This is a genomic window from Carnobacterium viridans (genome assembly GCF_900102725.1).
Classification (GTDB): domain Bacteria; phylum Bacillota; class Bacilli; order Lactobacillales; family Carnobacteriaceae; genus Carnobacterium_B; species Carnobacterium_B viridans.
The window spans coordinates 206,305-229,881 of sequence record NZ_FNJW01000008.1 but is presented as its reverse complement, the minus strand read 5'-3'; the positions used below and the strand labels follow the sequence as shown (position 1 = coordinate 229,881).

Genomic DNA, 23,577 nt, shown 5'->3' with positions numbered 1-23,577 from the left:
ATAAACAAAATTTCTACTTCTTACGCTAAAAAGTCGCAAATCATCCTAATTACTCACAAAATAAAGCCATGTAAGTTAAACTTTCAACTTACATGGCCATTTTTTATAAGTTGTTGTATGTTTTTACAACATTTTCAACTGTAAAGCCATAATTTTCAATAACTGTTGCTCCTGGGGCACTTGCACCGTATTTATCTATACCTACTGAAGCACCATCTAGACCAACATAACGTTCCCAACCAAATGTCGCACCCATCTCAATAGATACACGTTTGCGTACTTCTTTTGGTAAGACCGTTTCTTTGTATGCTGCATCTTGTTTTTCAAATAAATCAAAACTAGGAACAGAAACAACGGAAACATCTTGTCCACTTTCTTTCAAAGCTTTTTGAGCTTCAATAGCCAATGCTACTTCAGAACCTGATGCCAATAGAATTCCTTCTGGTTTTTCACCAGCTTGAGGAGAAATAACATAAGCTCCTTTAGCAACATTTGTACGCGCACCTTCTTTAGTTCCTGGCAATACGGGTAAGTTTTGACGAGATAAAACCAACATTGTTGGGTGATCAACTGAAGTGATCGCTAATTCCCAAGCAGCTACAACTTCATTTCCATCTGCTGGACGAAGAATAGATAGGTTAGGCATACTACGTAAGCTAGATAATTGTTCAACAGGTTCATGTGTTGGACCATCTTCTCCAACAGCTACTGAATCATGTGTGAACACGTAAGTTACCGGTAACTTAGATATAGCCGCTAAACGAACAGCCGCGCGTAAGTAATCTGTGAAGACAAAAAATGTTCCGCCGTAAGTTCTGGTTCCACCGTGCAAGACGATTCCGTTCATTGCAGCTGTCATCGCAAATTCACGAACACCATACCAAATGTTTCTTCCATCATATTGACCAGCTTGGAAATCTTTTACATCTGCTATCATCGTGTTATTAGAAGAAGACAGATCCGCAGAACCACCCCATAAATAAGGAACTTTTTTTGCAATAGCATTTAATACTTGGCTACTTGTAACACGAGAAGCCAATGCATTGTCTCCTACTTCATATATTGGTAATTCAGCATCCCAGTTTTGTGGCAATTCATTTTTTAAAGATAACTCGAATTGTTCTGCTAATTCTGGATATGCCGTACGGTAAGCTTCAAATGATGCCTTCCATTCTTCTTCCACTGTAGCTCCTTGGTCAACCATTGTTTCTTTAAAGCGTTCTGCTACTTCAGAAGGAACAAAGAAGTCTTCGCCTTCCCAGCCATATGCTTTCTTAGCTGCTTCAATTCCTTCTGCGCCAAGTGGTGCACCATGGACTTTATGTGTTCCAGCATTCGGAGCACCAAATCCAATAATCGTTTTCACTTCAATTAAAGTAGGTTTTTTTGTCTCAGCTTTTGCAGTCTCAATTGCTGCATTAATTTCTTCTAAATCATTTCCATCTTTTACAAGAATATGTTGCCATCCATAAGCTTCAAAACGCTGTCCAACATTTTCAGTAAAAGCTTTAGATGTCGGTCCATCTAGAGAGATATCATTTGAATCATAAAGAACAACTAATTTTCCAAGTTCCAAATGAGCTGCCAAACTAGCTGCTTCAGCTGAGATACCTTCCATTAAGTCGCCGTCTCCACATAAAGAATAAGTAAAGTGATCTACAATAGTATGACCTTCTTTATTATAAACAGCAGCTAAATGAGCTTCTGTCATTGCCATCCCAACGGCATTTGCAATTCCTTGACCTAGTGGGCCAGTTGTTGCTTCTACACCATCAGTATGGTTCACTTCTGGATGTCCAGGAGTTTTACTGTTCCATTGACGGAACTGTTTTAAATCATCAATTTTAACGTCATATCCAGCTAAATGCAACAAGCTGTATAATAGCATCGATCCATGTCCAGCTGATAATACAAAACGGTCACGGTCGAACCATTTCGAGTTTTTTGGATTTACTTTTAATTGTTTAGTCCACAATGTGTAAGCCATTGGAGCAGCCCCCATAGGTAATCCTGGGTGCCCAGAGTTGGCTTTTTGTATACCATCCATACTTAGTGTTCTTATTGTATTTACTGCTAATTGGTCTGTGTTATCAAACAAAAAAATCATCCTTTCGATTTTGACTCTCTTATAGTACTCTATTAGTTTACTATTCTTTCTATTCAAGTGCAACGCTTTCATGGTTAGAATGTTATTATCTGGGAGAACTTCATGGTTATCCCATCATTGAACAAACACTTTTATCTTCCGTGAAGACCTTTATCTTTTTGTATGTCTTTCAACTTATCGGGTGTAACATCAGTGCCTTCTTCATCTACTATTTTTACACCTTCAATAGTATTTCTCATTCCGCCACGAAAAGCGGTTATATAAGCATCTCTTAGTTCCTTTTGTTCAACTTGTTCTTGGATAGTCAATCCTTTGTTTTTTGATTTTTTTGCTAATTCATTTATTCTGTCTAATTGCTCTTTTGGCAACATCGAATCACTCCACTTTTTTATTTATTAGTCAACTATAACAAATTTCTCTGAAAAAAACACTCTTTAATCCTCTGAATCTACGAACGTTTGTTTGATTTGTTCTATCATATATGGTAATCTTAAAGTGATAAAATAATAGAAACGAGGTGTTTATATATATTATGAGTAAAAATCCCGAATCAAGACAAGTTGAAGTTCTACAATATATATATAATCAAGTTAAATTGAAAGGTTATCCTCCAACTGTAAGAGAAATCGGAACGGCTGTTTCTTTATCTTCTACTTCAACCGTTCATGGTCACCTTTCTCGATTAGAAAAGAATGGTTACCTCCAAAGAGATCCTAGCAAACCGAGAGCAATAGAACTAACTCAACTAGGATTATCAAAATTAGGCATTGCTCTTGATAAAATCCCTTTACTGGGAACAGTAACAGCAGGTGAACCCATCTTAGCTGTAGAAGAAGCGACGGATTATTTCCCATTGCCGCCAAACTTGCAATTTGAAAATGATTCTTTATTTATGTTGACCATACGTGGAGAAAGTATGATCAATGCAGGTATTTTTGATGGTGATGAAGTGATTATTCGTAAACAAAGCTCTGCAAATAATGGCGATATTGTTATTGCTATGACTGTAGAAGATGAAGCAACATGTAAAAGATTTTATAAAGAAGAAGATCATTATCGCTTAGAACCAGAAAATGACACTATGGGTCCTATTCTACTTAATGAAGTAACCATTTTAGGCAAAGTAATTGGATTGTATCGTAGTCATATTCAATAAAAAAACGAAGGAACGGGGTTATCCCGGTTCTTCGTTTTTTTATTTTATCATTTTAAATGTACAACAATTTAGTTTATTATTGCGCTAAAAATTTCTTCAGCCTAATAAATTTTTAACAGGCGCAAAAGTTTTTCGGTGAATAGGACATACTCCGTGCTTTTCTAAACCTTCTAAATGGACTTTTGTTCCATAACCTACGTTTTTAGAAAAACCGTATCCCGGATACACTGTATCGTATTCGGCCATCATTCTATCTCTTGTTACTTTTGCAATAATACTAGCAGCAGCTATAGACAAACTTTTTGAATCTCCCTTGATGAAGCTTTCTTGGGGAATAGTGACCGGTAGATGCATTGCATCGATCAACAATTGTTCTGGCGATTGAGGCAGTTGCTCAATCGCTTCAATCATAGCCAATTTAGTTGCTTCATAAATATTAACTTTATCAATTACTTGATGGTCTTTTATGCCAATTCCAATAGCTAATGCAGATTCTTGAATTTGGTCAAATAACATTTCTCTTTTTACACTTGATAATTGTTTAGAGTCATTGATTTCCAAGACATTAAAGTCTTGCGGCAAGATGACCGCAGCTGCAACAACAGGGCCAGCCAATGGACCTCTTCCTACCTCATCGATTCCAGCAATAAATTGTGTCCCTTTTTCCCAAAAGAATTGCTCAATTTGCAGCATTTCTTGTTGTTTTTCGAGAATCAATTGTTGTTTTCTTATTTGGTTTTCCCAAGATTTATACGCATTTAATACACCTTTACGAGAATCACTCTTGATTAAAACCAACCGTTCATCATCAGGGTGAGTGACAGTCGCTAATAGTTCTTTTATATCTTTAATGGTCAGCGGTTTTCCCATTTTATATCCTGCCTTTTTGGTAAAGAAACCGGCGCTATATCTAATGTATACTTCCCGATTTTACCGCTTCTAATTTCAAAAACAATCAATTCAGCTGCGCGAGTATAATCATCTTTATACCCTTTTCGCTCACTGATTAACATCAGCAGGTCTGGCGATTCAAGATTTAATTCTTCTTCTGTTAATCTGTATCGTTTAGCAAGCATTTCCGGATTTCGAATTTTCATTTCTTCTAATCCATACATAGCAATTTCATCTAACTGTAAAATTGTATCTTTAATGGCTCCAGTTAAAGCCAGTTTTTTTCCAATTTCAGGATCTTCAAACTTCGGCCAAAGAATCCCAGGCGTATCCAGTAATTCCAATTCTTTACCTAACTTCAACCACTGTTGTGCTTTTGTTACACCCGGTTTATTTCCTGTTTGAGCAATATTTTTCTTGACAAAACGATTGATCAATGTTGATTTTCCAACGTTAGGAATTCCAATACTCATTGCTCGAATTGCACGAGGTTTTATGCCCTTAGCCGCTCTTCGATCAAATTTAGGTTGCAACAGTTCTTTTGCTTTTCCCATCAATTGTTTCATGCCTGTTCCTTCTTGAGCAACAATTGGAACAGCAGCAATTCCTTGATCATTAAAGTACGCTACCCATTTTTTTGTTTCTAATGGATCCGCTAAATCACTTTTATTTAAAATGATGATTCTTGGTTTTTCTCCAATGATTTCATCTAATATTGGATTGCGACTTGATAAAGGCAGTCTTGCATCTACTAGTTCAAAAACAATATCGACTAGCTTTATTTTTTCTGTTACTTGACGTCTTGCTTTTGCCATATGCCCTGGAAACCATTGAATGGTCATTTAATTTTCACCTTTCTATTTACACAAAAAAAAGAACCACTTATTGTTGCATTCTTTTTTTTTATTTCATTTGTTAATCCTCGTCAATTGAACCAAATTTTTCAATTGGCCAAATACGAAGATTGGTTGTTCCACTAACAGTGTCCGCATCTATAAACCCTACTTCACTAAATCGGCTGTCTTTTGAATTTTGGCGATTATCCCCCATTACAAAATAAGTATCCTCGGGAACAGTTTCTTCACCTGTTTTAGCAGCTAATAAGAAGTCTTCTGTTAAATTATCTCCTGGTGTCATACTTTCGATGGATTTTTCCAAATACTCTTCTTCAACCGGTTTTTCATTGATATACAATACATCATCTTGATATCGAATCGTATCTCCTGGTAGACCGATAATTCGTTTGATATATTGTTTATCCGGCTCACTTGGAGCTGGGAAAACAACCACATCAAAACGATCTATTTTGTCAATTTTATTTAAAATCAAACGATCGTGATCTTCTAAAGTAGGTTCCATTGATTCACCGTCTACACTTACCGGAGCAAAAAGAAAATGTCGAATGAGTAAAAAAATAATTAGTGCTACAACACCATACAGTACAGTACTTAGAAATTCACTGCCACGACCTTTATTTTCTTTGCGTTTTTGACTTGGAGAAAGATGACGCGTGTTTCTCGGTTCGAAAGTATTTTCACTCTTGTGTTGATTATCAGAAAAGTTAATTTTGCTCAATTGCATCTCCCTACCTTCTTATACTATTTATGGAATAAACTTTATACGATTAAATGGATAGTAAGTAAAAGACGTTTCGCCAATAATCGAATCTAGTGGAATGCTACCGAAATAGCGACTATCGTTACTTGATCTGCGATTATCTCCCAATACAAAATACTCATTTTCTGGAACTACTTGAGTTCCAGTTAATTCTTCTAAAGTGAAATCAGAAGTCCATATCCCACCAGCATGATTCACTAAATTGTTATCAAGAAATGTTTCCGCTATTTTTTTATCATCTATATACAATTGATCATTTTCGTAGCGAATTTCCTCTCCCGGTAACCCAATGACTCTTTTTACAAGTGTTCGATTTGACGAATCATGAAATACAACTAGATCAAATCTCTCTATATTATTATAGATGGTTCTAACTATGATCTGATCATCTTGTTGAAAAGTTGGTATCATAGAAGAACCTTCAATAGTCATAGGAATAAAGATAAAATTTCGCAGTAAAACAGTGATTGATCCAGCTAATAAGAAAGCCTTAAACCATTCCCATGAAAATTCCTTCCAAGACTTTTGTTTCATTACATTCGCTCCAAATCAATCTATTTATTCTATCATACAAGAAAACAAAAAAAATAACTATTTATTTAAAACATTGATTTAACCAAAAGAGAGATAGCGAATTCCTATCTCTCTTTTGGCGTCAAATTGTTAACACTCATTTTTCCTAGCTCTCACTGTTTATTCAGCAGTTGCATTAGATTGCAATTCTTTAATGGCTGCTTCATATTGAGTATCATTTTCATCTATTAAAGTTCTTAATGATTCAATGAGTTGAATAGCCGTTTCGCCTGTTACAATACCATCAACAGGTAATTTTTTTTCTGTTTGGAATTGTTTGACGGCTTCTTGAGTGGCTTCATCAAAGTATCCATCTACTGATTCTACAGGATAATTTAACGCTTCTAATACTTTTTCTAAGTTTTCAACCTCAGTGGAAACATCTTTTAATTGATATGTTTTTGAACTATCAATAATCAATAAATTGGCGTAATCCGGTAAAGGTACTTCAATAGTAGGTTTAATTCCTTCTTCATTAATCCACTTGCCGCTTGGCGTTAACCATTTCGCAACGGTCATTTTCAATTCACTATTATCATCAAATGTAGCTACATTTTGAACCGTTCCTTTTCCGAATGTCTGAGTACCGATCAATTTGACATTACCAGATTCGCTAACCGCACCCGCTAATATTTCAGAGGCGCTGGCACTTCCTTCATCTACTAATAAAACAGAAGGTTCCGTCACTTTAAAGTCACCCATTGTCGCATCATCAGAAACGATTGGAATCGGTTCTTGATCTTTTTCCTGTGTTTGTAAAATGGTATCGCCATTTTCTAAAAATAAGTTAGAAATACTCAACCCGGCATTTAATAACCCACCAGGATTTTGACGAACATCAAAGACAAAGGATTCAGCCCCTTGTTCTCTTAAATCTTTAATCGCAGCCACTAAGTCATCATAAGTTGGTGAAGAAAAGCTTGTGATCGCAATTGAACCAATTGTTGGATCTTCTTCATCCATTTGGTAAACGACTGTTTCAACAGGAATAGTATCCCGCACAACGGTCACTTCGAAAGTAGCATCGCCACGTTTAATGGTTAGCACCACTTCTGACCCTTTTTCACCTCGAATATGCGAAACAGCTTCATTTAAGTTTAAACCTGTTAGTTCTTGGTCGTCTGCTTTTAAAATAATATCATTCGGCAGCAATCCTGCTTTTTCAGCTGGAGAACCTGCAATTGGAGACACGATCATGACGTTATCTCCTTGTTTCATTACTTCAGCACCAATTCCTTCAAAAGACGCCGAGATACTTTCATTTAAAGAAGTAGATTCTTCTACATCAAGGTATTGTGTATAAGGGTCTTCAACAGATTCTGTCATACCGGTGATAGCACCTTCAATAAGCGTTTCACCTTCAACACCTTGATAGTAATCCGACATCAACGCATCGTATACCTCTTGGATTTTCCCAAATTCATCTGCACTCATTTCTACGCTTACTTCTGATGAATTTAACTGACTTTCAGCAGGTGACTCATCATCATTTGCATTTATAATAGCCATTGTTCCACCAATTGAAAGTGCAGCAACTACTATGAGAGAAGCGCCATACGCCCAAGGCTGAATGCCTTTTTTATTCTTTTCTTTGTTTGGTTCATTCTCCATGTGTAAGCTTCCTCTCTGGTTTCAATTAATTATTGGATGCAGTTAGTTGATTTTACTGCTGAAGTTTTTTTATTTATTGCTTATTTAGTTAAATTTTAAAGCTGTTTCTAAGGCTACGATCATCATATCATTAAACGTTGTTTCACGCTCATCTGAAGATGTTTCTTCTCCAGTAATTAGATGATCACTTATGGTTAAAATAGCCAAGGCGCGACGATTGTATTTAGCTGCAAGAGTATACAGACCGGCTGCTTCCATTTCAGTCGCCAATACACCATAATCAGCAAGTTTCTTTTTGTCTAGTTCTTCATTGTAAAAACGGTCAGCAGACAAGATATTTCCTACTTTTACATCCATTCCTTGTTCGACAGCAATGCTATAAGCTGTTCTTAGTAAATCAAAATCAGCGATAGGAGCAAATTGAACTTGATCATTAAATGTATTTTTAACAACAGCAGAATCTGTTGTTGCACCTTGAGCTAAAATCACATCACGCACTTTAACGTCTTTTTGCATTCCACCAGCAGTTCCTACACGTATTAAGTTTTTTACGTTATATCCTGTAATCAATTCTTCTGCATAAATCATCATAGAAGGAATTCCCATTCCAGTTCCTTGAACAGATACGCGGTGACCTTTGTACGTTCCTGTATAACCAAACATGTTTCTCACTCGATTGTATTGTTCTACATCTGTTAAAAAGGTTTCTGCGATGTATTTTGCTCTTAACGGATCTCCTGGTAGCAATACCGTTTCTGCGATTTGACCTTCTTTAGCTTCAATGTGTACACTCATGATTATTTCCTCCTAGTTGTATGGTAGTCTGGTTTAGTTATCTTTGTCTAAATAAATTTCCCAAGCTGTGTCAAAAGTTGTCATTTCTTCTAAGTATGTGCCATTTAATTCTAGATAAAGACTAACTTCATGATAATCTTCTGATTGTTTGGGAAAACTGTCATCTAAATATACAGCGTTTGCGAATAAGGTGACAGCATCTTTTTTATGTGGATCTCTTTCAGTCATTAAATAATGATAAAACGGACGTTGCATTAAACTAATTCCTTTCTTTACTTTGCTGATAATGCAGACGCTCTTCTTTTTCTTGAGCATATTTTTCTGGATTTTTTTGATAAAATTCTTGATGTTGTTCCTCAGCTGGATAAAAAGGTTTAACCTCTTCAATCACTGTTACAATAGGATTTTTATACTTCCCACTCTCGCTTAACAATTGTCTGGATTTCTCCGCAATAGTCTTTTGTTTCTCATTCAGAACAAAAATGACGGGACGGTAGTTGTCTCCCCTATCTTGAAATTGACCCATTGCATCTGTGGGATCCGTTTGATTCCAATAGATGTCTACCAATTCCTCATATGAAATAACTGAAGGATCAAATGTTATTTCAACTGCTTCAGTGTGCCCAGTTTTTTGGGTCAATACTTCTTCGTAAGTAGGATCAATGGTATGACCTCCAGTGTAGCCTGATACAACTTTTTCAATTCCAGGTTGCTCATCAAAAGGCGAAACCATACACCAAAAACATCCTCCTGCAAAAATAGCCGTCTCTTTCACTTATCTCATCCTTTCCCACTTCTTTTCACTTTAATCAGCTGGAACGTAAACGTTCACTCGAATATCATTTTCAGCTAAATTAATTTTATCCACTGAAAAATGGATACCGCTATCTAAAGTGAATTCATTTAAATTAAAAACAATCGTTTCTTGTTCACTATCAATCGCTACCCAATCCGGAATATTCAATTGATTTTCAATTTGATTCATTGCAAAGGTAATCGGGACGTTAAATTTCCCAATTGAAAGACCAGTTGCCTTAAATTGTAAATTTCCATTTTCCATAACAAATGGTTCTAAAAATAACTGAAATTGGATATCATGACCAAACAATTGGAAAGTACCCACTAATTGTGCTTGCTCTTCCAACCTGAATTGATAATTAACGGGACCTTTTACAATTTTTTCATCTTTAAGATAAGAAGCTACCAATTGATTAACGTCATCTTTTTTTGTTGACACTTGAAACATGACTTCATCTTTGGCGTCTATGGTCTCAAGATTTGGTTCTCCTATTATAATAGGAGTCATTTGAGTAAAGGCCCAGATGATTATGCCTACTACAACTGAAAGCAATCCCAGAAAAGCCCATTTCCAACCATTTACTTTATTCTTTTGCTGATCTCTTTTTTTCTCCATAACACACCTTTTACTTTCAAAAAAAATTCTTTTTAATTATTTATGATAGCCTGAAACAATTTCTCACCCATCAATCTATAACCGGCTCTATTAGGATGAAATAAGTCTTCTTCGTACAAATACGGATTAGCAACTTTTGTCGCATCACTATTTTGGTCATTCAACAACTGATTTTCTTTTCCTTCTGATTCTGAGGATTGATTAAATAAGTTAGATATTGAAAGAAAAACAGCATTATCTGTTTCATTTACAATTGATTGCGTTTTTTCATTCCATTTATCTACTATCATTTGCATTTCAGTGATTTCAGGAAAATAAACATAATAAGGATTATAGATACCAAAAACATAAACTTCAATCTGAGGATTTAATTTTTTCATTTCCGTTAAAAGACTCTTCAAGTTTTGTTCGTACGTTTTTTCTGGAGCAATAAATTTTTGCTCATCGATAGTCAAAAAATCCTTTTTAAATGTTTGAATAATATCATTTCCACCAATAGTTAAAACCACCATATCAGCAGTTTGAATGTCTTTTTGCATCGTTTCATCTTCGTAAAATCGTTTTAATATTTGGTCACTTCGATCTCCACTTTTTCCATAATTACTAGTGGTCACTTCTTGATAAATTTGAGTTTCTTCTAGTAATTCATCGACAATCGAAACATATCCTCCACTGTTAGTAGAATCTCCAACACCTTCAGTTAATGAATCACCAATTGCTACAATATGAAGCGGTACTTTCTTTATTTCTGTTGTCTCTTGATCATCATTCGAACGAGTTCGGAATAAGACTGTCAGAATACCCACCACTAAAATAATTCCAATAATTAAAAAAAGGAAGCTTTTTAGAATTGATTTTCCTTTTTTCATGATAAAAACTCCTTTACCTGTAAATATATGGAAATAGTATACCAGATTCTTTATTCTTCGTATACCTTCTGTAAAGGAAGAATGTGTTTACTTCTTTCGTGCAAATGTTTCAAAAATATGAGGATATTTATTGCGGTCATCCAAGATACCCTCTTCTGTTTTTTCAAGTTTCCATTTTGTCCAATCTATTTCTGGAATAAAAGTATCTCCTTCAAACTCGCCTTCAATTATTGTGCGGTGCAACACATCAACGTCATCCATAAAGAAACTAAATACATTCGCTCCTCCAGTAATCAAGGTATCTCCAGAGTAGTCTTTTGCAAAATCCAGCACTTCTTCTCGGCTGTGCATGATTTTGACCCCATCTGCCTGGTAATTAGGATCAGTAGTTAAAATAATATTGATACGATCTGGTAAAGGACGTTTGTTCATCCCTTCAAATGTTTTTCTGCCCATCACCACAGCGTTATTTATAGTCATTTGTTTGAAAAATTTTAAATCGTTTGGTAAATACCAAGGCAAAGTACCTTTGTACCCTATTACACCATTTTTATCTTGAGCCCATAAAAAAGCAATCATTTCGTTTCCTACTTTCTCTTCAGATTAAACAGCTATTGGAGCTTTTATTCCTGGATGAGGATCATATCCTTCAATTTGTATGTCCTCCATCTCAAAATCAAAGATACTAGTCTTTGATCTATTCAATGTGATTGTCGGAAAATCCCTAGGCTCTCTTGCTAATTGTTTTTTCATTTGTTCAAAATGATTTGAATACAGATGTGCGTCACCTAATGTATGAACAAATTCTCCAACCTCTAAACCAACCTCATGAGCGATTAAATGTGTTAATAGTGCATAGCTCGCAATATTAAACGGCACACCTAAAAAGATGTCTGCACTTCGTTGATACAATTGGCAGCTTAATTTTCCATCAGCAACATAAAATTGAAATAATGTATGACAAGGAGGCAAGGCCATATTAGGAACGTCTTCTGGATTCCATGCTGAAACAAGCATACGCCTTGAATCTGGTGTTGTTTTGATTTGTTGAATGACATCTTTCAGCTGATCTATAGTCTCTCCTTGGGTCGTTTTCCATTTTCTCCATTGAGCTCCATATACATTTCCCAGCTCACCGTATTTAGCCGCAAATGTGTCATCTTCTAAAATACGTGTACAAAAGGTTTCTTTTTCAACAGCATAAACAGCCTTAAATCCTTCGTCAACTAGGGCTCTTCTGCCGAAATCAGTCATATCAGGTCCCGCATACTCTTCACTTTTGACAAAACGTTCAAAAGCCCATTCATCCCAAATATGGTTATTGTGTTGTAATAAATAACGAATATTCGTATTGCCTTTAATAAACCAAAGCAATTCACTTTTAATTAGACCAAAGGGGACTCTTTTCGTTGTTAATAATGGGAAACCTTTTTGTAAATCATATCTCATTTGATAACCAAAAAGACTTTTAGTTCCTGTTCCTGTCCGATCCGTCTTTACATGACCATCTTCCAAGACTTTTTTTCCTAAATTTAAATATTCTGATTCCACCATTTTACCTCCTATAAATCAATCATTCGCATATTGGCTTAAATATTCCCAACGATTCATTTTTTCTTCCAACTCTTTTTCTAAAGCAGCTACTTGTTCTTGTTGTTCTTGTAATAGACCGTAATTACTGCCTGCTTTTAACATCTCTTCTTTAAGCGTTTCTATTCTCTTTTCAAGGTCAAGCATCTCTTCTTCAATCGTGCTCCACTCTTTTTGTTCTGTAAATGTTAATTTCTCTTTTTCATCAACCTTAATCGGTTCAGGTTCTGAAACAACTTTTGCAACTGAAGCGCTATTTTGAACAGATCGGCCTTGTTTTTTCTCTTGTTCTTCTTCTATATAATCTGTAATGCTGCCATAAAAGGGTCTGATTTTTCCATTACCATCAAATATTAGCAATTTCTCTACTGTTTTATCTAAGAAATAACGATCATGGGAAACGGAAATAACGGCTCCTGGGAAGGTTTCGATGTAGTCTTCTAAGACCGTTAACGTTGCAATATCTAGATCATTTGTCGGTTCGTCAAGCAATAAGACATTTGGTTTCTGCATCAATAACTTCAATAGATACAACCGTCTTTTTTCTCCACCTGATAATTTACCAATCAATGTTCCGTGTGTATGACGTTCAAATAAAAATTGTTCCAATAGATTGGTCACACTGATTCGTTCACCATTGGTTGTTTCCACTTCTTCCCCAACTTCTTGTAAATAAGAAATTACACGTTTATTAGGATTCATTTCTTCAATTACTTGCGTAAAGTACGCGATTTTTACTGTTTCACCGACAACTATGTCTCCTGAATCTAATGGGAATCTACCAGCTAAAGTATTTAAAAAAGTTGATTTTCCTGCCCCATTCTCACCACTGATCCCAATTCGGTCTTTCGTTTGAATCAACATGTTGAAGTGATCTAAAATTACTTTTCCGCCTAAATTAAGCGATGCATCTTTCAACTCGAATACTCTTTTCCCTAAACGAGAACCTTCTAAATTCATTTCAACTGATTCGTCTACATTAGATTGATTTAAATTGTCTTCTAAGTCTTTAAATCGACCAATCCTAGCTTGTTGTTTTGTTGAACGTGCTTTTGCTCCAGTACGCATCCACGCTAATTCTTTCGTATACATTTGTTTTCTTTTATGATCTGCTACTACAGCTGCTTCTTGTCTTTGAGCTCTTTCAACTACATATTGTTCATAATTCCCTGTATAAAAAGTAGCATTTCCATGGAACAATTCAACCATTCGATTAACGATACGGTCCAAGAAGTAACGGTCATGGGTTACGAGCAGTAAAGCTCCTCGATACGAACTTAAATAACCTTCTAACCAAGTAATTGTTTCAAAGTCCAGATGGTTTGTAGGTTCATCTAAAACAAGTAAATCTGGTTCTTGAATCAACACTTGCGCTAAGCCCACACGTTTCCTTTGTCCACCAGATAACGTTCCTACCAATTGCTCTAAATCAATGACTCCAAGTTTGTTCAAAATCATTTTTGCATTTGTATCCGCTATCCAAGCATTTTCATCATTCATAGCTTGTTCAGCTCTTGAATATCTGTTTTGACTTTTTTCATCCATTGGATCTGCTGTTAATAAATCTAAAGCTCTTTCGTAGTTTCTAACAGCAGCTAAAATAGGAGTGTCTCCCTCAAAAACAGCATCAAAAACAGATTTATCTGGGTTCAAATCTGGTTCTTGCATCAAATAACTGATTGTGTAATCTTTTGGTTTTTGAATACTTCCTTTTTCAGCACTGTCATTTCCAGTAATTACATTCAGTAAGTTTGTCTTACCAGAACCATTTACACCGATTAGGCCGATTCTTTCACCTTCCATTATTGAAAAACTGATGTCATCGAATAATACTTTTTCCCCGTAGGTTTTTGTTAAATTCTGTACTTTTAATTCTTTCATTTTTTATCTCCACTTTCCTCTATCAAACATTTTCATTCATCTTTAACATTCTACCATTTTTTATTCATAATATCTTTAAGTTGAAGTAATTAAGTTTTATTAATCAGTTTTTTAAATTGTGCTAAATCCTCATGAATGGTTTCGACCAATTTTCGATTGTAAAAAATAGACGCCGGATGAAACGTTGGAAATACAGCATAGTGTTTTTCAGTCCAAGTATACGTATTATCTTTTGAAGAAGCTAAACGCAATACTGGCCCATGATAAAGTTTTCCATGTTGCTCAGAAACTTTCATTTTTGGACCAAGCAACCTTTGTAATCCAACATTTCCCATCGTCAAAATATAAGGTGTCTGGACTGTTTCTACTTCATAATCTAATAAGGGCGCATGAGCAATCAATTCTTGTTTAGTAGGCGGGCGATTGTATTTTCGAGAAACAAGTTGATTGGTTTTTCGATCCATTTTTTCTTTATAGCGGTAAGGCCGACTTCTAAAAGCACTTGAAATATAAACTTCAGTACGGTCAACTTCCAATAATTCAAAAAAAAGCATCAATTCCTTACCAGCCCTTCCAGAAAAAGGGACACCATTAACTGCTTCCGTCTCTCCTGGAGCTTCTCCTATTAACAAAAATTTAGGATGACTTGGTCCTTGCCCGTAAACAAAACCCTCAACGTTAAACTCCTGTGACCGTTTCTTAGCCATTTCAACTAAATGGCTTGTTAACACCGTATCCAAATCTATCAACCTCCTACAGTTAGTTTAACGTATTTTATTTAAACAAGTGAATCATTTTGCGCATTCTATTTTTAAACCACACATCATTGACGAATGTAGCGTTTATTCCTATAATAACATTAGGTCCTTTCCTATATTCTATTAAGAAAAGTGACTCGATTCTACTTGAACAGCTTATTAGGGAGGGTGTCGTAGATGGAAAAAGGAACAGTCAAATGGTTCAGTAATGAAAAAGGTTACGGATTCATTGAATACAACGAAACCGAAGACATTTTTATTCACTTTACAGGAATTGCTAATGGAGAAGAGTTTAAATCGTTAAGCAGCGGACAACACGTTTCTTTTGAAATTTTAGAAGGTACAAGAGGCCCTCAAGCAACTAAAGTTATTGTTTTGGACCAACCACACCCTCTTAACTAGATTAATTTTTAAGCAGCAAAAAAAAACGATACACCTTAGGCGTATCGTTTTTTCTTATTCAATTTTAGACAACTCGTCCCATTTATTTTTCTCCTCTAAAAAAATCAAAGGTGCATTCTTTTTTAGATACTCATAAAATTTCTTTTTGTTTTTTATGTTTAAGTAAATATGAACCACTTTATCTTGATTTAAACATAAACTAACTTCTCTTTTAGCAGAAAACGTTATTTTTTTTACTTCATTTAATGGAATGTACTTGTTGCGGATTCCTCTATAATAACTAAGGTTTAAGCTATTATTTTTTATTCGCAGAGTAGAACCTAGCCCATAAAATACAAGTATTCCAACAAGAATCGTCAAGAAAATCAGTATTAAATTAAACGTTTGTGTTTCCAAAGCTACAATAAGTAGCGAAAAAAATAGTAACCAGCAAATTGACCAATAAATAACTTGAAAAGCTGGTTCTAATGAAAGGGAAAATTTTACTCGAGAATTCTCATCCAATACGTTGCGCTCCTTATACGAAAGTACTGTTATTCTAACATACCCCATCTTAAAAACCCATTTAAAAGAAAGGAAATGAATGAAATATGATAAAACTGTATACAGACGCCTCTACAAAAAATAACCCTGGTCCCAGCGGTGTTGGAATTGTCATCAGTGCTGAAAACAGATATGAACAATTAGCTATTCCACTTGATAAAGTAATGAGCAATCATGAAGCTGAATTTGAAGCACTTATAAAAGGACTTGATTACTTAATTGACCATCAACTAACCGTTGAAACGTTAATGGTGTATACAGATAGTAAATTAGTCGCTTCTGCAATTAAAAAAAACTACGTAAAAAAAGATATCTTTAAAACCTATCTTGTCGCTATTACAGAAAAACTCCATCACTTCCCTTTATTTTTTGTTCAATGGATTCCACAATCTCAAAACAAAGGGGCAGATCAATTAGCAAGACAAGCCTTACAAAAAATACTTTTAAAAAACTAACCCTTTATAAGAAAGAAACTTTTCTTATAAGAGTTAGCTTTTTTATTCTTATTTTTACTTATGCACGTGGCGCTCTAGGAGGACGTTCGCCCCAAAATTGGAATAAGTCCGTTCTTAAAGCTCCATTATACAATTTACGCTTCTTAGTAGCTCTTTCACCATAGAAGGTTTCAAAAGCTAAATCACTTGTAATAATGTATTTGCTCCATGTTTTTAATGGACGATAGACTTGACCCATTTGTTTGTACAAGTAGTGAACTTCATTTTCTTCACCTAAACGTTCTCCATATGGAGGATTAGCCAAAATCACACCGTATTCTTTTTCTGTCGTAAAATCAGCTACCTGCATTTGTTTGAATGTAATACTGCTGCCTACTCCAGCTTCATTCGCATTTTCTTTTGCAATTTCAATCATAGTGCCGTCGATATCTGAACCCATAATATCTAATTCGATATCATGATCTACTGCAGCTTCTGCTTCCGTACGAACTTCTTCAAAAACACTTTGATCAAACCATTCCCACTCTTCACAACTAAATGAGCGATTAGAACCAGGTGCAATGTTATGTCCAATCAATGCTGCCTCAATCACGATCGTTCCTGAACCACATACTGGATCATAGAAAGGACGGTCTTTACGCCAATTAGTCAATTGAACCAGCGCAGCAGCCATATTTTCTTTTAATGGTGCTCCACCTTTAGCAGAACGGTATCCGCGTTTGAATAAACTTGGCCCTGTTGTATCTAGTGTTAGAGTAACTTTATCTTTCAATAACGCTACTTCAAGTTGATACAAAGCACCCGTTTCAGGTAATCGAGTATTACGGTGATAAACTTCGCTCAAGCGGTTAACAATTGCTTTTTTTACAATCGCTTGACAATCCGACACACTGTACAACTTTGATTTTATAGATTTTCCAGCTACAGGAAAATGGGCGTCCATTGGCAATAAATCTTCCCAAGGCAATGCTTTTGTTTTTTCAAACAATTCATCAAATTCATAAGCATCAAATTCGCCAACGATAATTTTAACACGATCAGCCGTTCTTAACCAAAGATTTGTTTTAGCTATATCTTTTTGCGTTCCTTCAAAAAAAACTTTACCGTTCTCTACTTGGCACTCATAACCTAATGCTTTAATTTCTTTTCCTACCAAAGCTTCTATTCCGCTGGCTGCCGTTGCAACAAGTTGAAATTTTTTCATATCATTAATTTCTCCAATTCTTCTCAATTTCTTTACATAAAGATAAAACCCTCCAAAAAGGAGGGTTCTATACCTGAATCTGTAAATTTCTGTAAGCCATGTTCTGTCTCAGATAAAAAGTCAGGTCTGTTTTATCCGGAGGTAATTATCTGTCTGCAATTACTGCCTCTTCCATCGGTTCAATTCCCTAGGAAAAGTGCCCCTACCAAAGTTTGGGTTGCTCGCTCGAGGGGTTTACCGCGTTCCACCAATACCGTTTCCCGTATTGCTTCGTCACTGTGGCACTTTCAAGAATACTCAAGCATAGTTTCACAACCTTAGCTCTTTTTTCTGCCGTCTCTCTATCGTTAAATAGAGGCCCTGGCTTATGATTTCGCCAGGCACGAACACTACAAGCATCGCAGCTTGTGCGAGCATGGACTTTCCTCAGTTTAGTCAAGCTAAACCGCAATTACCCGAAATTTACAAATATTTTTTACTTTTACATCATTGTGATTCATTTAAACACTTTACTGATTAAAGTTCATCTTCTGTTTCATCTAATTTTGATCCAAAGACATGACGTTCTAAATTAGATAGACGTTTTAGAATATCAAAATTAGTCACCGTATTATTCGGTTGAGAAGAATAGCTAGGTTTACCAATTGAAGCTTGCTTTGTCAACTCATCAATTTTACTTAATAAACGATCATTTTCAGCTTTTAATTGAGTAATCTCTTTATTGTAGGATTCATAATCACGAATCACTTCATCTAAGTATTCATCTACCTCAGTTGGGCTGTAACCGCGCATATTTGTTTTAAATTCTTTTTGAAGAATATCTTTTGTTGTTAATGATCTATTTGCCATGTTTACACCTCTTTGTTTGTTTCATCTTCTAACAAAACATTGTTCTTATTTCTCATTATAACAAAGATTATGAGAAATAAAAACTTATTTTTACATTTATATTGCTCTTGCAAAAATAAACTACTAAAAAGACTTCGTTTCATAAAAATAAATCACTCCATTAATACTCTTCTTCAATACTGCTATTTTGTAATTGGTCAACATCTATTAATCGCATTTCAAATTCCGTTGTTTCTTGTTTCTTTTTTATTGCTTGATAGACAAACTTAGTTTTCCCTTCAAATTCAGGATCATATACCAATAGCGCTGCTTGACAATGATCTAATAGAAATGCTTGATGGTTCTTTAGTTGGGATGGATCTTGATATGTTTTATGAGAAGTTGCTTCAACATAGTCTGCTATTTTTTTCAACTCCATCAATTTACTTTGGTTCTTTTCATTCCAATTTGAACCAAACTCTAAAAACGGAAAAATAATGCCAACTTTTATGGTTGGATACTCCTTTTTTAATTCATCCACAACTTCAATAGCCCATTGTTCTGTGCCAAACTGTGCACTTGTTAGAACCCATTCAATTCCTTCTTCAATAAACTGACTAATTTCTTGTTTTAAACATTTTTTTATTACTGCTATTTTCGGATCATCATCCTTAAATACACCAAGTTCGAATGTCCGATATCCGCTAATATATAAGTTTCTCATAAACTCATTTGATTCTCCTTTTCTTTAAAGGCCGTTCTTTGATATAATGAACTTTAGGAGTGTGATTTCATTTGGCTATAAGATATCCTAATGGTAAAACCTATATCCATAGTGACAAAGTTCCACCAAAAAAGCAACTAAACAAACAGTTGACTTCGTTCAGTAAACGAGGCATGTCCTTAGAAGATGATATCAACGCGAGTAATCAGTATTATTTAGTAAAAGGAAAAGCTGTTATTCATAAAAAGCCTACCCCTATTCAAATCGTTAAAGTAGATTACCCAAAAAGAAGTGCTGCTGTCATTAAAGAAGCTTACTTTAGACAGGCATCTACGACCGACTACAATGGGGTTTACGAAGGTTATTATTTGGATTTTGAAGCTAAAGAAACAAAAAACAAACTTTCTTTTCCTTTGAAAAATTTTCATGACCATCAAATCGTTCATATGCAGCAATGTATCGAACAACAGGCTATTTGTTTTGTTATCATGCGTTTTACTACAAGTGAACGTCTTTTTTTACTGGAAGCAGTCCATTTGATTGAGTATTGGAACAATCAACAACAGGATGGGAGAAAATCGATTCAATTAAAAGAACTTGAAAAGAGCGGATATGAAATGTATTATGAACTCTCGCCGCGCATTCCCTATCTAAAAGTCGTGGATCAGCTAATTGCTAAGCTAGAACATGTGGACACATTAGCAATAGAATAACTATTCGTTCATACAAGAAAGAAATAGTTTATTCTCTTATTAAATTAGAGAATTAAGGAGTAGATCTAACATGTCAGAAAAAAAAGAAATGTCACGAGTGTCAAAAAAACAAGCACAAAAATCAAAACATACAAAAAAAGGTAACAAGAGCAAAAAATCCTCTTCTCCCCTTTGGAAAAAAATCCTTATTGGAATTCTAGCCTTAATAGCAGCAGTGTTGATTGGCGGTATGGGATTATTTGCTTATTACGTTTCTTCTGCACCTGATGTCACAGAAAATAATTTAACCGATACGGTTTCTTCAACATTACTAGATTCAGATGGAAACGAATTTTGGGCTCTTGAAGGAGAAAGTCGCGAACTTGTATCAGAAAATGACGTTCCACAAGTTTTAAAAGATGCAATCATTGCTATTGAGGATCAACGTTTTTATACCCATATTGGTATTGACCCTATCCGTATTGCAGGAGCAGTAGTAGCGAATATCACAGATGGTTTTGCTTCAGAAGGTGGAAGCACAATTACACAACAATTAATCAAGCTTTCTGTTTTCTCAACAGGCACCGAAGACCAAACGTTAAAACGAAAAGCACAAGAAGCTTGGTTGTCCCTTCAGTTAGAACAAAAATATTCAAAAGAACAGATTTTAACTTTTTATATCAACAAAGTCTATATGTCAGACAATCAATATGGAATGGGAATAGCTAGTGACTATTATTTTGGTAAACCTTTAGCCGAATTAACTTTGCCAGAAGCAGCATTACTTGCTGGAATGCCACAAGCTCCAAATGCATATAACCCGCTTACCAATCCAGAAGATGCCACAAAACGACGCAACTTAGTATTAGATATGATGGTGGAAAATGAAGCTATTACCTCTTCAGAGGCTCAAGAAGCTAAATCAGTTGATGTTTCAGAAGGTTTAATCGACCATTCTGGAGAAGAAACAAATAACCTTGTGTTCGACCCATATGTCAAAGAAGTTCTTGCTGAAGTTGAGAGAAAGACTAATTTAGATCCTTATACATCAGGATTGACTATTTATACGAATTTGGATATGGATGCACAACAACGCCTTTACGATATTGTAAATTCCGATGAATACGTTCTTATTGAAGATGAAGACATCCAAACGGGTATTTCTTTAGTGGATGTCAATACAGGACAGTTAAAAGCTCTAGGTGGCGCACGTGATCAAGAAGTTCAATTAGGAACCAATTATGCTACGGAGTTAAAACGAAGCGTGGGATCGAATATCAAACCTTTGTCAGCTTATGGTCCCGCCATAGAATATTTAAATTACTCTACTTATGAACAAGTGGTAGATGAACCTTACAATTTTAAAGATGGCTCTCCTGTTAATAATTATGATGGAAATTATGAAGGTCAAATTAGTTTACGTAGAGGGTTGGTCGATTCACGTAATGTGCCTACTACTAAGATTTACAATGACGTACCAAAAAGTCAAGTAGATGAATTTTTAACAAATATTGGGATTGATACCTCTACTCTAAATACCGGTGAAGATGGTTTAGTTGAGTCAAATGCTTTCAATGGAGATATTACTCCAGTTGACTTATCAGCTGCATATGCTGCGTTTGCAAATGGCGGAACGTACACCGAACCTTACACGGTTTCAAAAATTGTTTTAGCTGATGGCGAAGAAATCAGCTTGAAACCTGAATCAAATAAAGCTATGGAAGAATCAACAGCTTATATGATCACAGATATGTTAAAAGATGTCGCTTCAAATAATTCTTCTAGAGTCGGATTGAACGGCATTCCGCAAGCTGGAAAAACCGGAACAACAAACTATACTGATGAAAAGAAAATTGAATACAATATTCCAGAAAATGGTGTACCTGATAAATGGTATACCGGTTATACAACAAATTATGCCTTATCGGTTTGGGTCGGAAAAGACGATTACTTTGACTCTATTGATAATGTAGGTAGCGAACGCTTGCTGCCTCAACAAATTTATCAAGCTTTGATGTCCTACGTTTCAGAATCTGTGGAATCAAGTGATTGGGAAAAACCAAGTTCAGTTGTTGAAGTAGCTGTTGAAAAAGGTTCAATGCCTGCAAAACTGGCTGGACCTAAAACTCCTTCAAACAAAGTCGTTACAGAATTGTTTGTTAAAGGAACTGAGCCAACTGCAGTAGCTGTTGACAGCTCTAAAGAAGAAAGCAAAGAAGAAGAAAAAATCGAATTAAATGCACCGGAAGGCTTAACAGCTACCTATGATGAAGAAGCAGATGCCTTATCGATTAAATGGAATGCCTATTCTGAAAAAGATATATCTTATCTGTTAACGGTAAATTCTGATTCTTATTCAACCAATGACCTTTCTTATATTTTACAAAATCCTCCTGAAGGCGAAACTTCTATTACACTTGCTGTTCAGTCTGGCGATCAAACAGGTCCTGCTGCCTCAACAAGTGTTCTCATTCCTCCTAAAAAAGAGGAAGAAGAGCCTGAAGAGGAAGAACCTGAGGAAGAAAGCAGCGAAAGTTCTTCATCGAGCAGCAGCTCCGAAGAAAGCAGCAGTGCTCCAGCTGAAATTCCTTCATCGAGTAGCAGTTCTGAAGAAAGCAGTAGTGCTCCAGCTGAAATTCCTTCATCGAGTAGCAGTTCTGAAGAAAGCAGTAGTGTGCCAGATGAGAGTTCTTCATCGAGCAGTAGCTCTCAACCTAGCAGTAGTGCTTCGGAAGAATAAGTTCCTTCTATTCTTAAATTTTACAAAAAAAGCAAGAAGAAATGTATCGCTTTAGATACGTCTCTTCTTGCTTTTTTATTGTACTTTTATAGGCTTGTTTTCTTTCAATAATTGAATACAGATGTCATGATCGTGATTCCTAGCCGTGCATTGATAACGTCCAAAAAAGATTAATCGATGATGTGCAATACTCCAAAGTTCTTTTGGCAATTGTTGCATCAAGATCTCTTCTACTTCACGAACAGTAGCTTCTGGAGGGCAAATCCCCAATCTCTTCGTCACCCGTTCAACATGTGTATCAACAGCAATTGCTGGAAGATTAAATGCCACACTCAGAACAACGTTTGCTGTTTTCCTACCGACACCGGGTAAAGATTCTAATTCGCTTCTTTTATTTGGGACCATTCCATTAAACTCATCCATTAGTTTGCGGCAACAGCCTTTAATAAATTTTGCTTTATTACGGTATAAGCCAATCGTCTTTAATTGTTCCATAATATCTTCTACAGGTGCATCTAAAAAGGCTTCTGGTGTAGGATACCTACGAAATAATTCTGGTGTGATTTTATTTACAGAAACATCTGTGGTCTGTGCACTTAACATAACAGCGATCAATAATTCAAAAGCATTTTTATGAACAAGTTCGCAAGTTGCATGAGGAAACAAATTTCCCATTGCCTCAATCATTTGAATTGTTTGCTCTTTAGGTAGCATCTCTTCACCTCTT

General features: G+C 35.5%; 26 protein-coding genes and 1 other RNA gene. 5 read left to right on the top strand and 22 right to left on the bottom strand.

Annotated elements, in window-relative coordinates; all coding sequences use genetic code 11:
• Positions 1-103: 103 nt before the first annotated feature.
• The gene (gene tkt, locus BLT48_RS02590) at positions 104-2,107 is read right to left on the bottom strand and encodes a transketolase (protein ID WP_176944051.1); all 2,004 of its coding nucleotides are present in this window, start codon (positions 2,105-2,107) and stop codon (positions 104-106) included.
• 131 nt (positions 2,108-2,238) lie between these two features.
• A complete protein-coding gene (locus BLT48_RS02585; protein WP_035022753.1) occupies positions 2,239-2,478 on the bottom strand; it encodes a DUF896 family protein in 240 nt (79 codons plus the stop codon).
• 161 nt (positions 2,479-2,639) lie between these two features.
• On the opposite strand from BLT48_RS02585, the gene lexA reads away from it, so the two are divergent.
• Positions 2,640-3,263 (top strand): transcriptional repressor LexA, encoded by a 624-nt coding sequence (gene lexA / locus BLT48_RS02580; protein WP_089974979.1) that lies wholly within the window; start codon positions 2,640-2,642, stop codon positions 3,261-3,263.
• 96 nt (positions 3,264-3,359) lie between these two features.
• On the opposite strand, the gene rnhB is transcribed toward lexA, so the two are convergent.
• The 14 genes from rnhB to BLT48_RS02510 form a co-directional block, all read right to left on the bottom strand.
• Complete coding sequence (gene rnhB, locus BLT48_RS02575; RefSeq protein WP_089974976.1) at positions 3,360-4,133, bottom strand: ribonuclease HII; 774 nt, start codon at positions 4,131-4,133, stop codon at positions 3,360-3,362.
• Positions 4,118-4,996 carry a ribosome biogenesis GTPase YlqF gene (ylqF, locus tag BLT48_RS02570; protein ID WP_089974973.1) on the bottom strand — a complete coding sequence of 293 codons (879 nt, stop codon included), beginning with the start codon at positions 4,994-4,996 and terminating at the stop codon, positions 4,118-4,120. Before ylqF ends, rnhB begins: the two co-directional genes overlap by 16 nt.
• Positions 4,997-5,069: 73 nt before the next feature.
• Positions 5,070-5,735, bottom strand: coding sequence for a signal peptidase I (gene lepB, locus BLT48_RS02565; protein ID WP_089974970.1), 666 nt, complete (start codon positions 5,733-5,735; stop codon positions 5,070-5,072).
• 21 nt (positions 5,736-5,756) lie between these two features.
• On the bottom strand, positions 5,757-6,305 hold the full coding sequence (lepB, locus tag BLT48_RS02560; protein WP_089974967.1) for a signal peptidase I: 549 nt from the start codon (positions 6,303-6,305) through the stop codon (positions 5,757-5,759).
• 159 nt (positions 6,306-6,464) lie between these two features.
• Positions 6,465-7,955: a S41 family peptidase gene (locus BLT48_RS02555; protein WP_089974964.1), complete on the bottom strand. Its 1,491-nt coding sequence runs from the start codon at positions 7,953-7,955 to the stop codon at positions 6,465-6,467.
• An 84-nt stretch (positions 7,956-8,039) separates the two neighbouring features.
• Positions 8,040-8,750, bottom strand: coding sequence for a purine-nucleoside phosphorylase (gene deoD / locus BLT48_RS02550; protein WP_035022741.1), 711 nt, complete (start codon positions 8,748-8,750; stop codon positions 8,040-8,042).
• A 33-nt stretch (positions 8,751-8,783) separates the two neighbouring features.
• Positions 8,784-9,005: a YozE family protein gene (locus tag BLT48_RS02545; RefSeq protein WP_035022738.1), complete on the bottom strand. Its 222-nt coding sequence runs from the start codon at positions 9,003-9,005 to the stop codon at positions 8,784-8,786.
• A gap of 4 nt (positions 9,006-9,009) precedes the next feature.
• On the bottom strand, positions 9,010-9,525 hold the full coding sequence (gene msrA, locus BLT48_RS02540) for a peptide-methionine (S)-S-oxide reductase MsrA (RefSeq protein WP_089974961.1): 516 nt from the start codon (positions 9,523-9,525) through the stop codon (positions 9,010-9,012).
• A gap of 30 nt (positions 9,526-9,555) precedes the next feature.
• Complete coding sequence (locus BLT48_RS02535; protein ID WP_089974958.1) at positions 9,556-10,164, bottom strand: YpmS family protein; 609 nt, start codon at positions 10,162-10,164, stop codon at positions 9,556-9,558.
• A 32-nt stretch (positions 10,165-10,196) separates the two neighbouring features.
• A complete protein-coding gene (locus BLT48_RS02530; RefSeq protein ID WP_089974954.1) occupies positions 10,197-11,033 on the bottom strand; it encodes an SGNH/GDSL hydrolase family protein in 837 nt (278 codons plus the stop codon).
• A gap of 87 nt (positions 11,034-11,120) precedes the next feature.
• The gene (locus BLT48_RS02525) at positions 11,121-11,612 is read right to left on the bottom strand and encodes a dihydrofolate reductase (protein WP_089974952.1); all 492 of its coding nucleotides are present in this window, start codon (positions 11,610-11,612) and stop codon (positions 11,121-11,123) included.
• Positions 11,613-11,636: 24 nt separating this feature from the next.
• Positions 11,637-12,584, bottom strand: a complete 948-nt coding sequence (locus tag BLT48_RS02520; protein ID WP_089974949.1) for a thymidylate synthase — start codon at positions 12,582-12,584, stop codon at positions 11,637-11,639.
• 18 nt (positions 12,585-12,602) lie between these two features.
• Positions 12,603-14,504, bottom strand: a complete 1,902-nt coding sequence (locus BLT48_RS02515) for an ABC-F family ATP-binding cassette domain-containing protein (RefSeq protein WP_089974946.1) — start codon at positions 14,502-14,504, stop codon at positions 12,603-12,605.
• 89 nt (positions 14,505-14,593) lie between these two features.
• Complete coding sequence (locus tag BLT48_RS02510) at positions 14,594-15,235, bottom strand: uracil-DNA glycosylase (RefSeq protein WP_089978619.1); 642 nt, start codon at positions 15,233-15,235, stop codon at positions 14,594-14,596.
• A 204-nt stretch (positions 15,236-15,439) separates the two neighbouring features.
• Here BLT48_RS02510 and BLT48_RS02505 point away from each other — a divergent pair, with 204 nt between their 5' ends.
• Positions 15,440-15,664, top strand: a complete 225-nt coding sequence (locus tag BLT48_RS02505; protein ID WP_089974944.1) for a cold-shock protein — start codon at positions 15,440-15,442, stop codon at positions 15,662-15,664.
• 54 nt (positions 15,665-15,718) lie between these two features.
• On the opposite strand, the gene BLT48_RS02500 is transcribed toward BLT48_RS02505, so the two are convergent.
• The gene (locus BLT48_RS02500) at positions 15,719-16,168 is read right to left on the bottom strand and encodes an EbsA family protein (protein ID WP_089974942.1); all 450 of its coding nucleotides are present in this window, start codon (positions 16,166-16,168) and stop codon (positions 15,719-15,721) included.
• A gap of 86 nt (positions 16,169-16,254) precedes the next feature.
• On the opposite strand from BLT48_RS02500, the gene BLT48_RS02495 reads away from it, so the two are divergent.
• The gene (locus tag BLT48_RS02495; protein WP_089974940.1) at positions 16,255-16,662 is read left to right on the top strand and encodes a ribonuclease HI family protein; all 408 of its coding nucleotides are present in this window, start codon (positions 16,255-16,257) and stop codon (positions 16,660-16,662) included.
• A 58-nt stretch (positions 16,663-16,720) separates the two neighbouring features.
• Here BLT48_RS02495 and BLT48_RS02490 read toward each other — a convergent pair whose 3' ends face one another.
• The 4 genes from BLT48_RS02490 to BLT48_RS02475 form a co-directional block, all read right to left on the bottom strand.
• The gene (locus BLT48_RS02490) at positions 16,721-17,866 is read right to left on the bottom strand and encodes a THUMP domain-containing class I SAM-dependent RNA methyltransferase (protein ID WP_411155650.1); all 1,146 of its coding nucleotides are present in this window, start codon (positions 17,864-17,866) and stop codon (positions 16,721-16,723) included.
• A gap of 87 nt (positions 17,867-17,953) precedes the next feature.
• Positions 17,954-18,329, bottom strand: an RNA gene (rnpB, locus tag BLT48_RS02485) — RNase P RNA component class B.
• A gap of 53 nt (positions 18,330-18,382) precedes the next feature.
• Positions 18,383-18,715 (bottom strand): cell division regulator GpsB, encoded by a 333-nt coding sequence (gene gpsB, locus BLT48_RS02480; protein ID WP_089974938.1) that lies wholly within the window; start codon positions 18,713-18,715, stop codon positions 18,383-18,385.
• A gap of 160 nt (positions 18,716-18,875) precedes the next feature.
• A complete protein-coding gene (locus BLT48_RS02475; RefSeq protein ID WP_089974935.1) occupies positions 18,876-19,418 on the bottom strand; it encodes an SLOG family protein in 543 nt (180 codons plus the stop codon).
• Positions 19,419-19,489: 71 nt separating this feature from the next.
• On the opposite strand from BLT48_RS02475, the gene recU reads away from it, so the two are divergent.
• On the top strand, positions 19,490-20,131 hold the full coding sequence (gene recU / locus BLT48_RS02470; RefSeq protein WP_089974932.1) for a Holliday junction resolvase RecU: 642 nt from the start codon (positions 19,490-19,492) through the stop codon (positions 20,129-20,131).
• Between the two features lie 70 nt (positions 20,132-20,201).
• Positions 20,202-22,850, top strand: a complete 2,649-nt coding sequence (locus BLT48_RS02465; RefSeq protein WP_089974930.1) for a PBP1A family penicillin-binding protein — start codon at positions 20,202-20,204, stop codon at positions 22,848-22,850.
• A gap of 75 nt (positions 22,851-22,925) precedes the next feature.
• Here BLT48_RS02465 and nth read toward each other — a convergent pair whose 3' ends face one another.
• Positions 22,926-23,564, bottom strand: coding sequence for an endonuclease III (gene nth, locus BLT48_RS02460; RefSeq protein WP_089974927.1), 639 nt, complete (start codon positions 23,562-23,564; stop codon positions 22,926-22,928).
• Between the last annotated feature and the right edge of the window lie 13 nt (positions 23,565-23,577).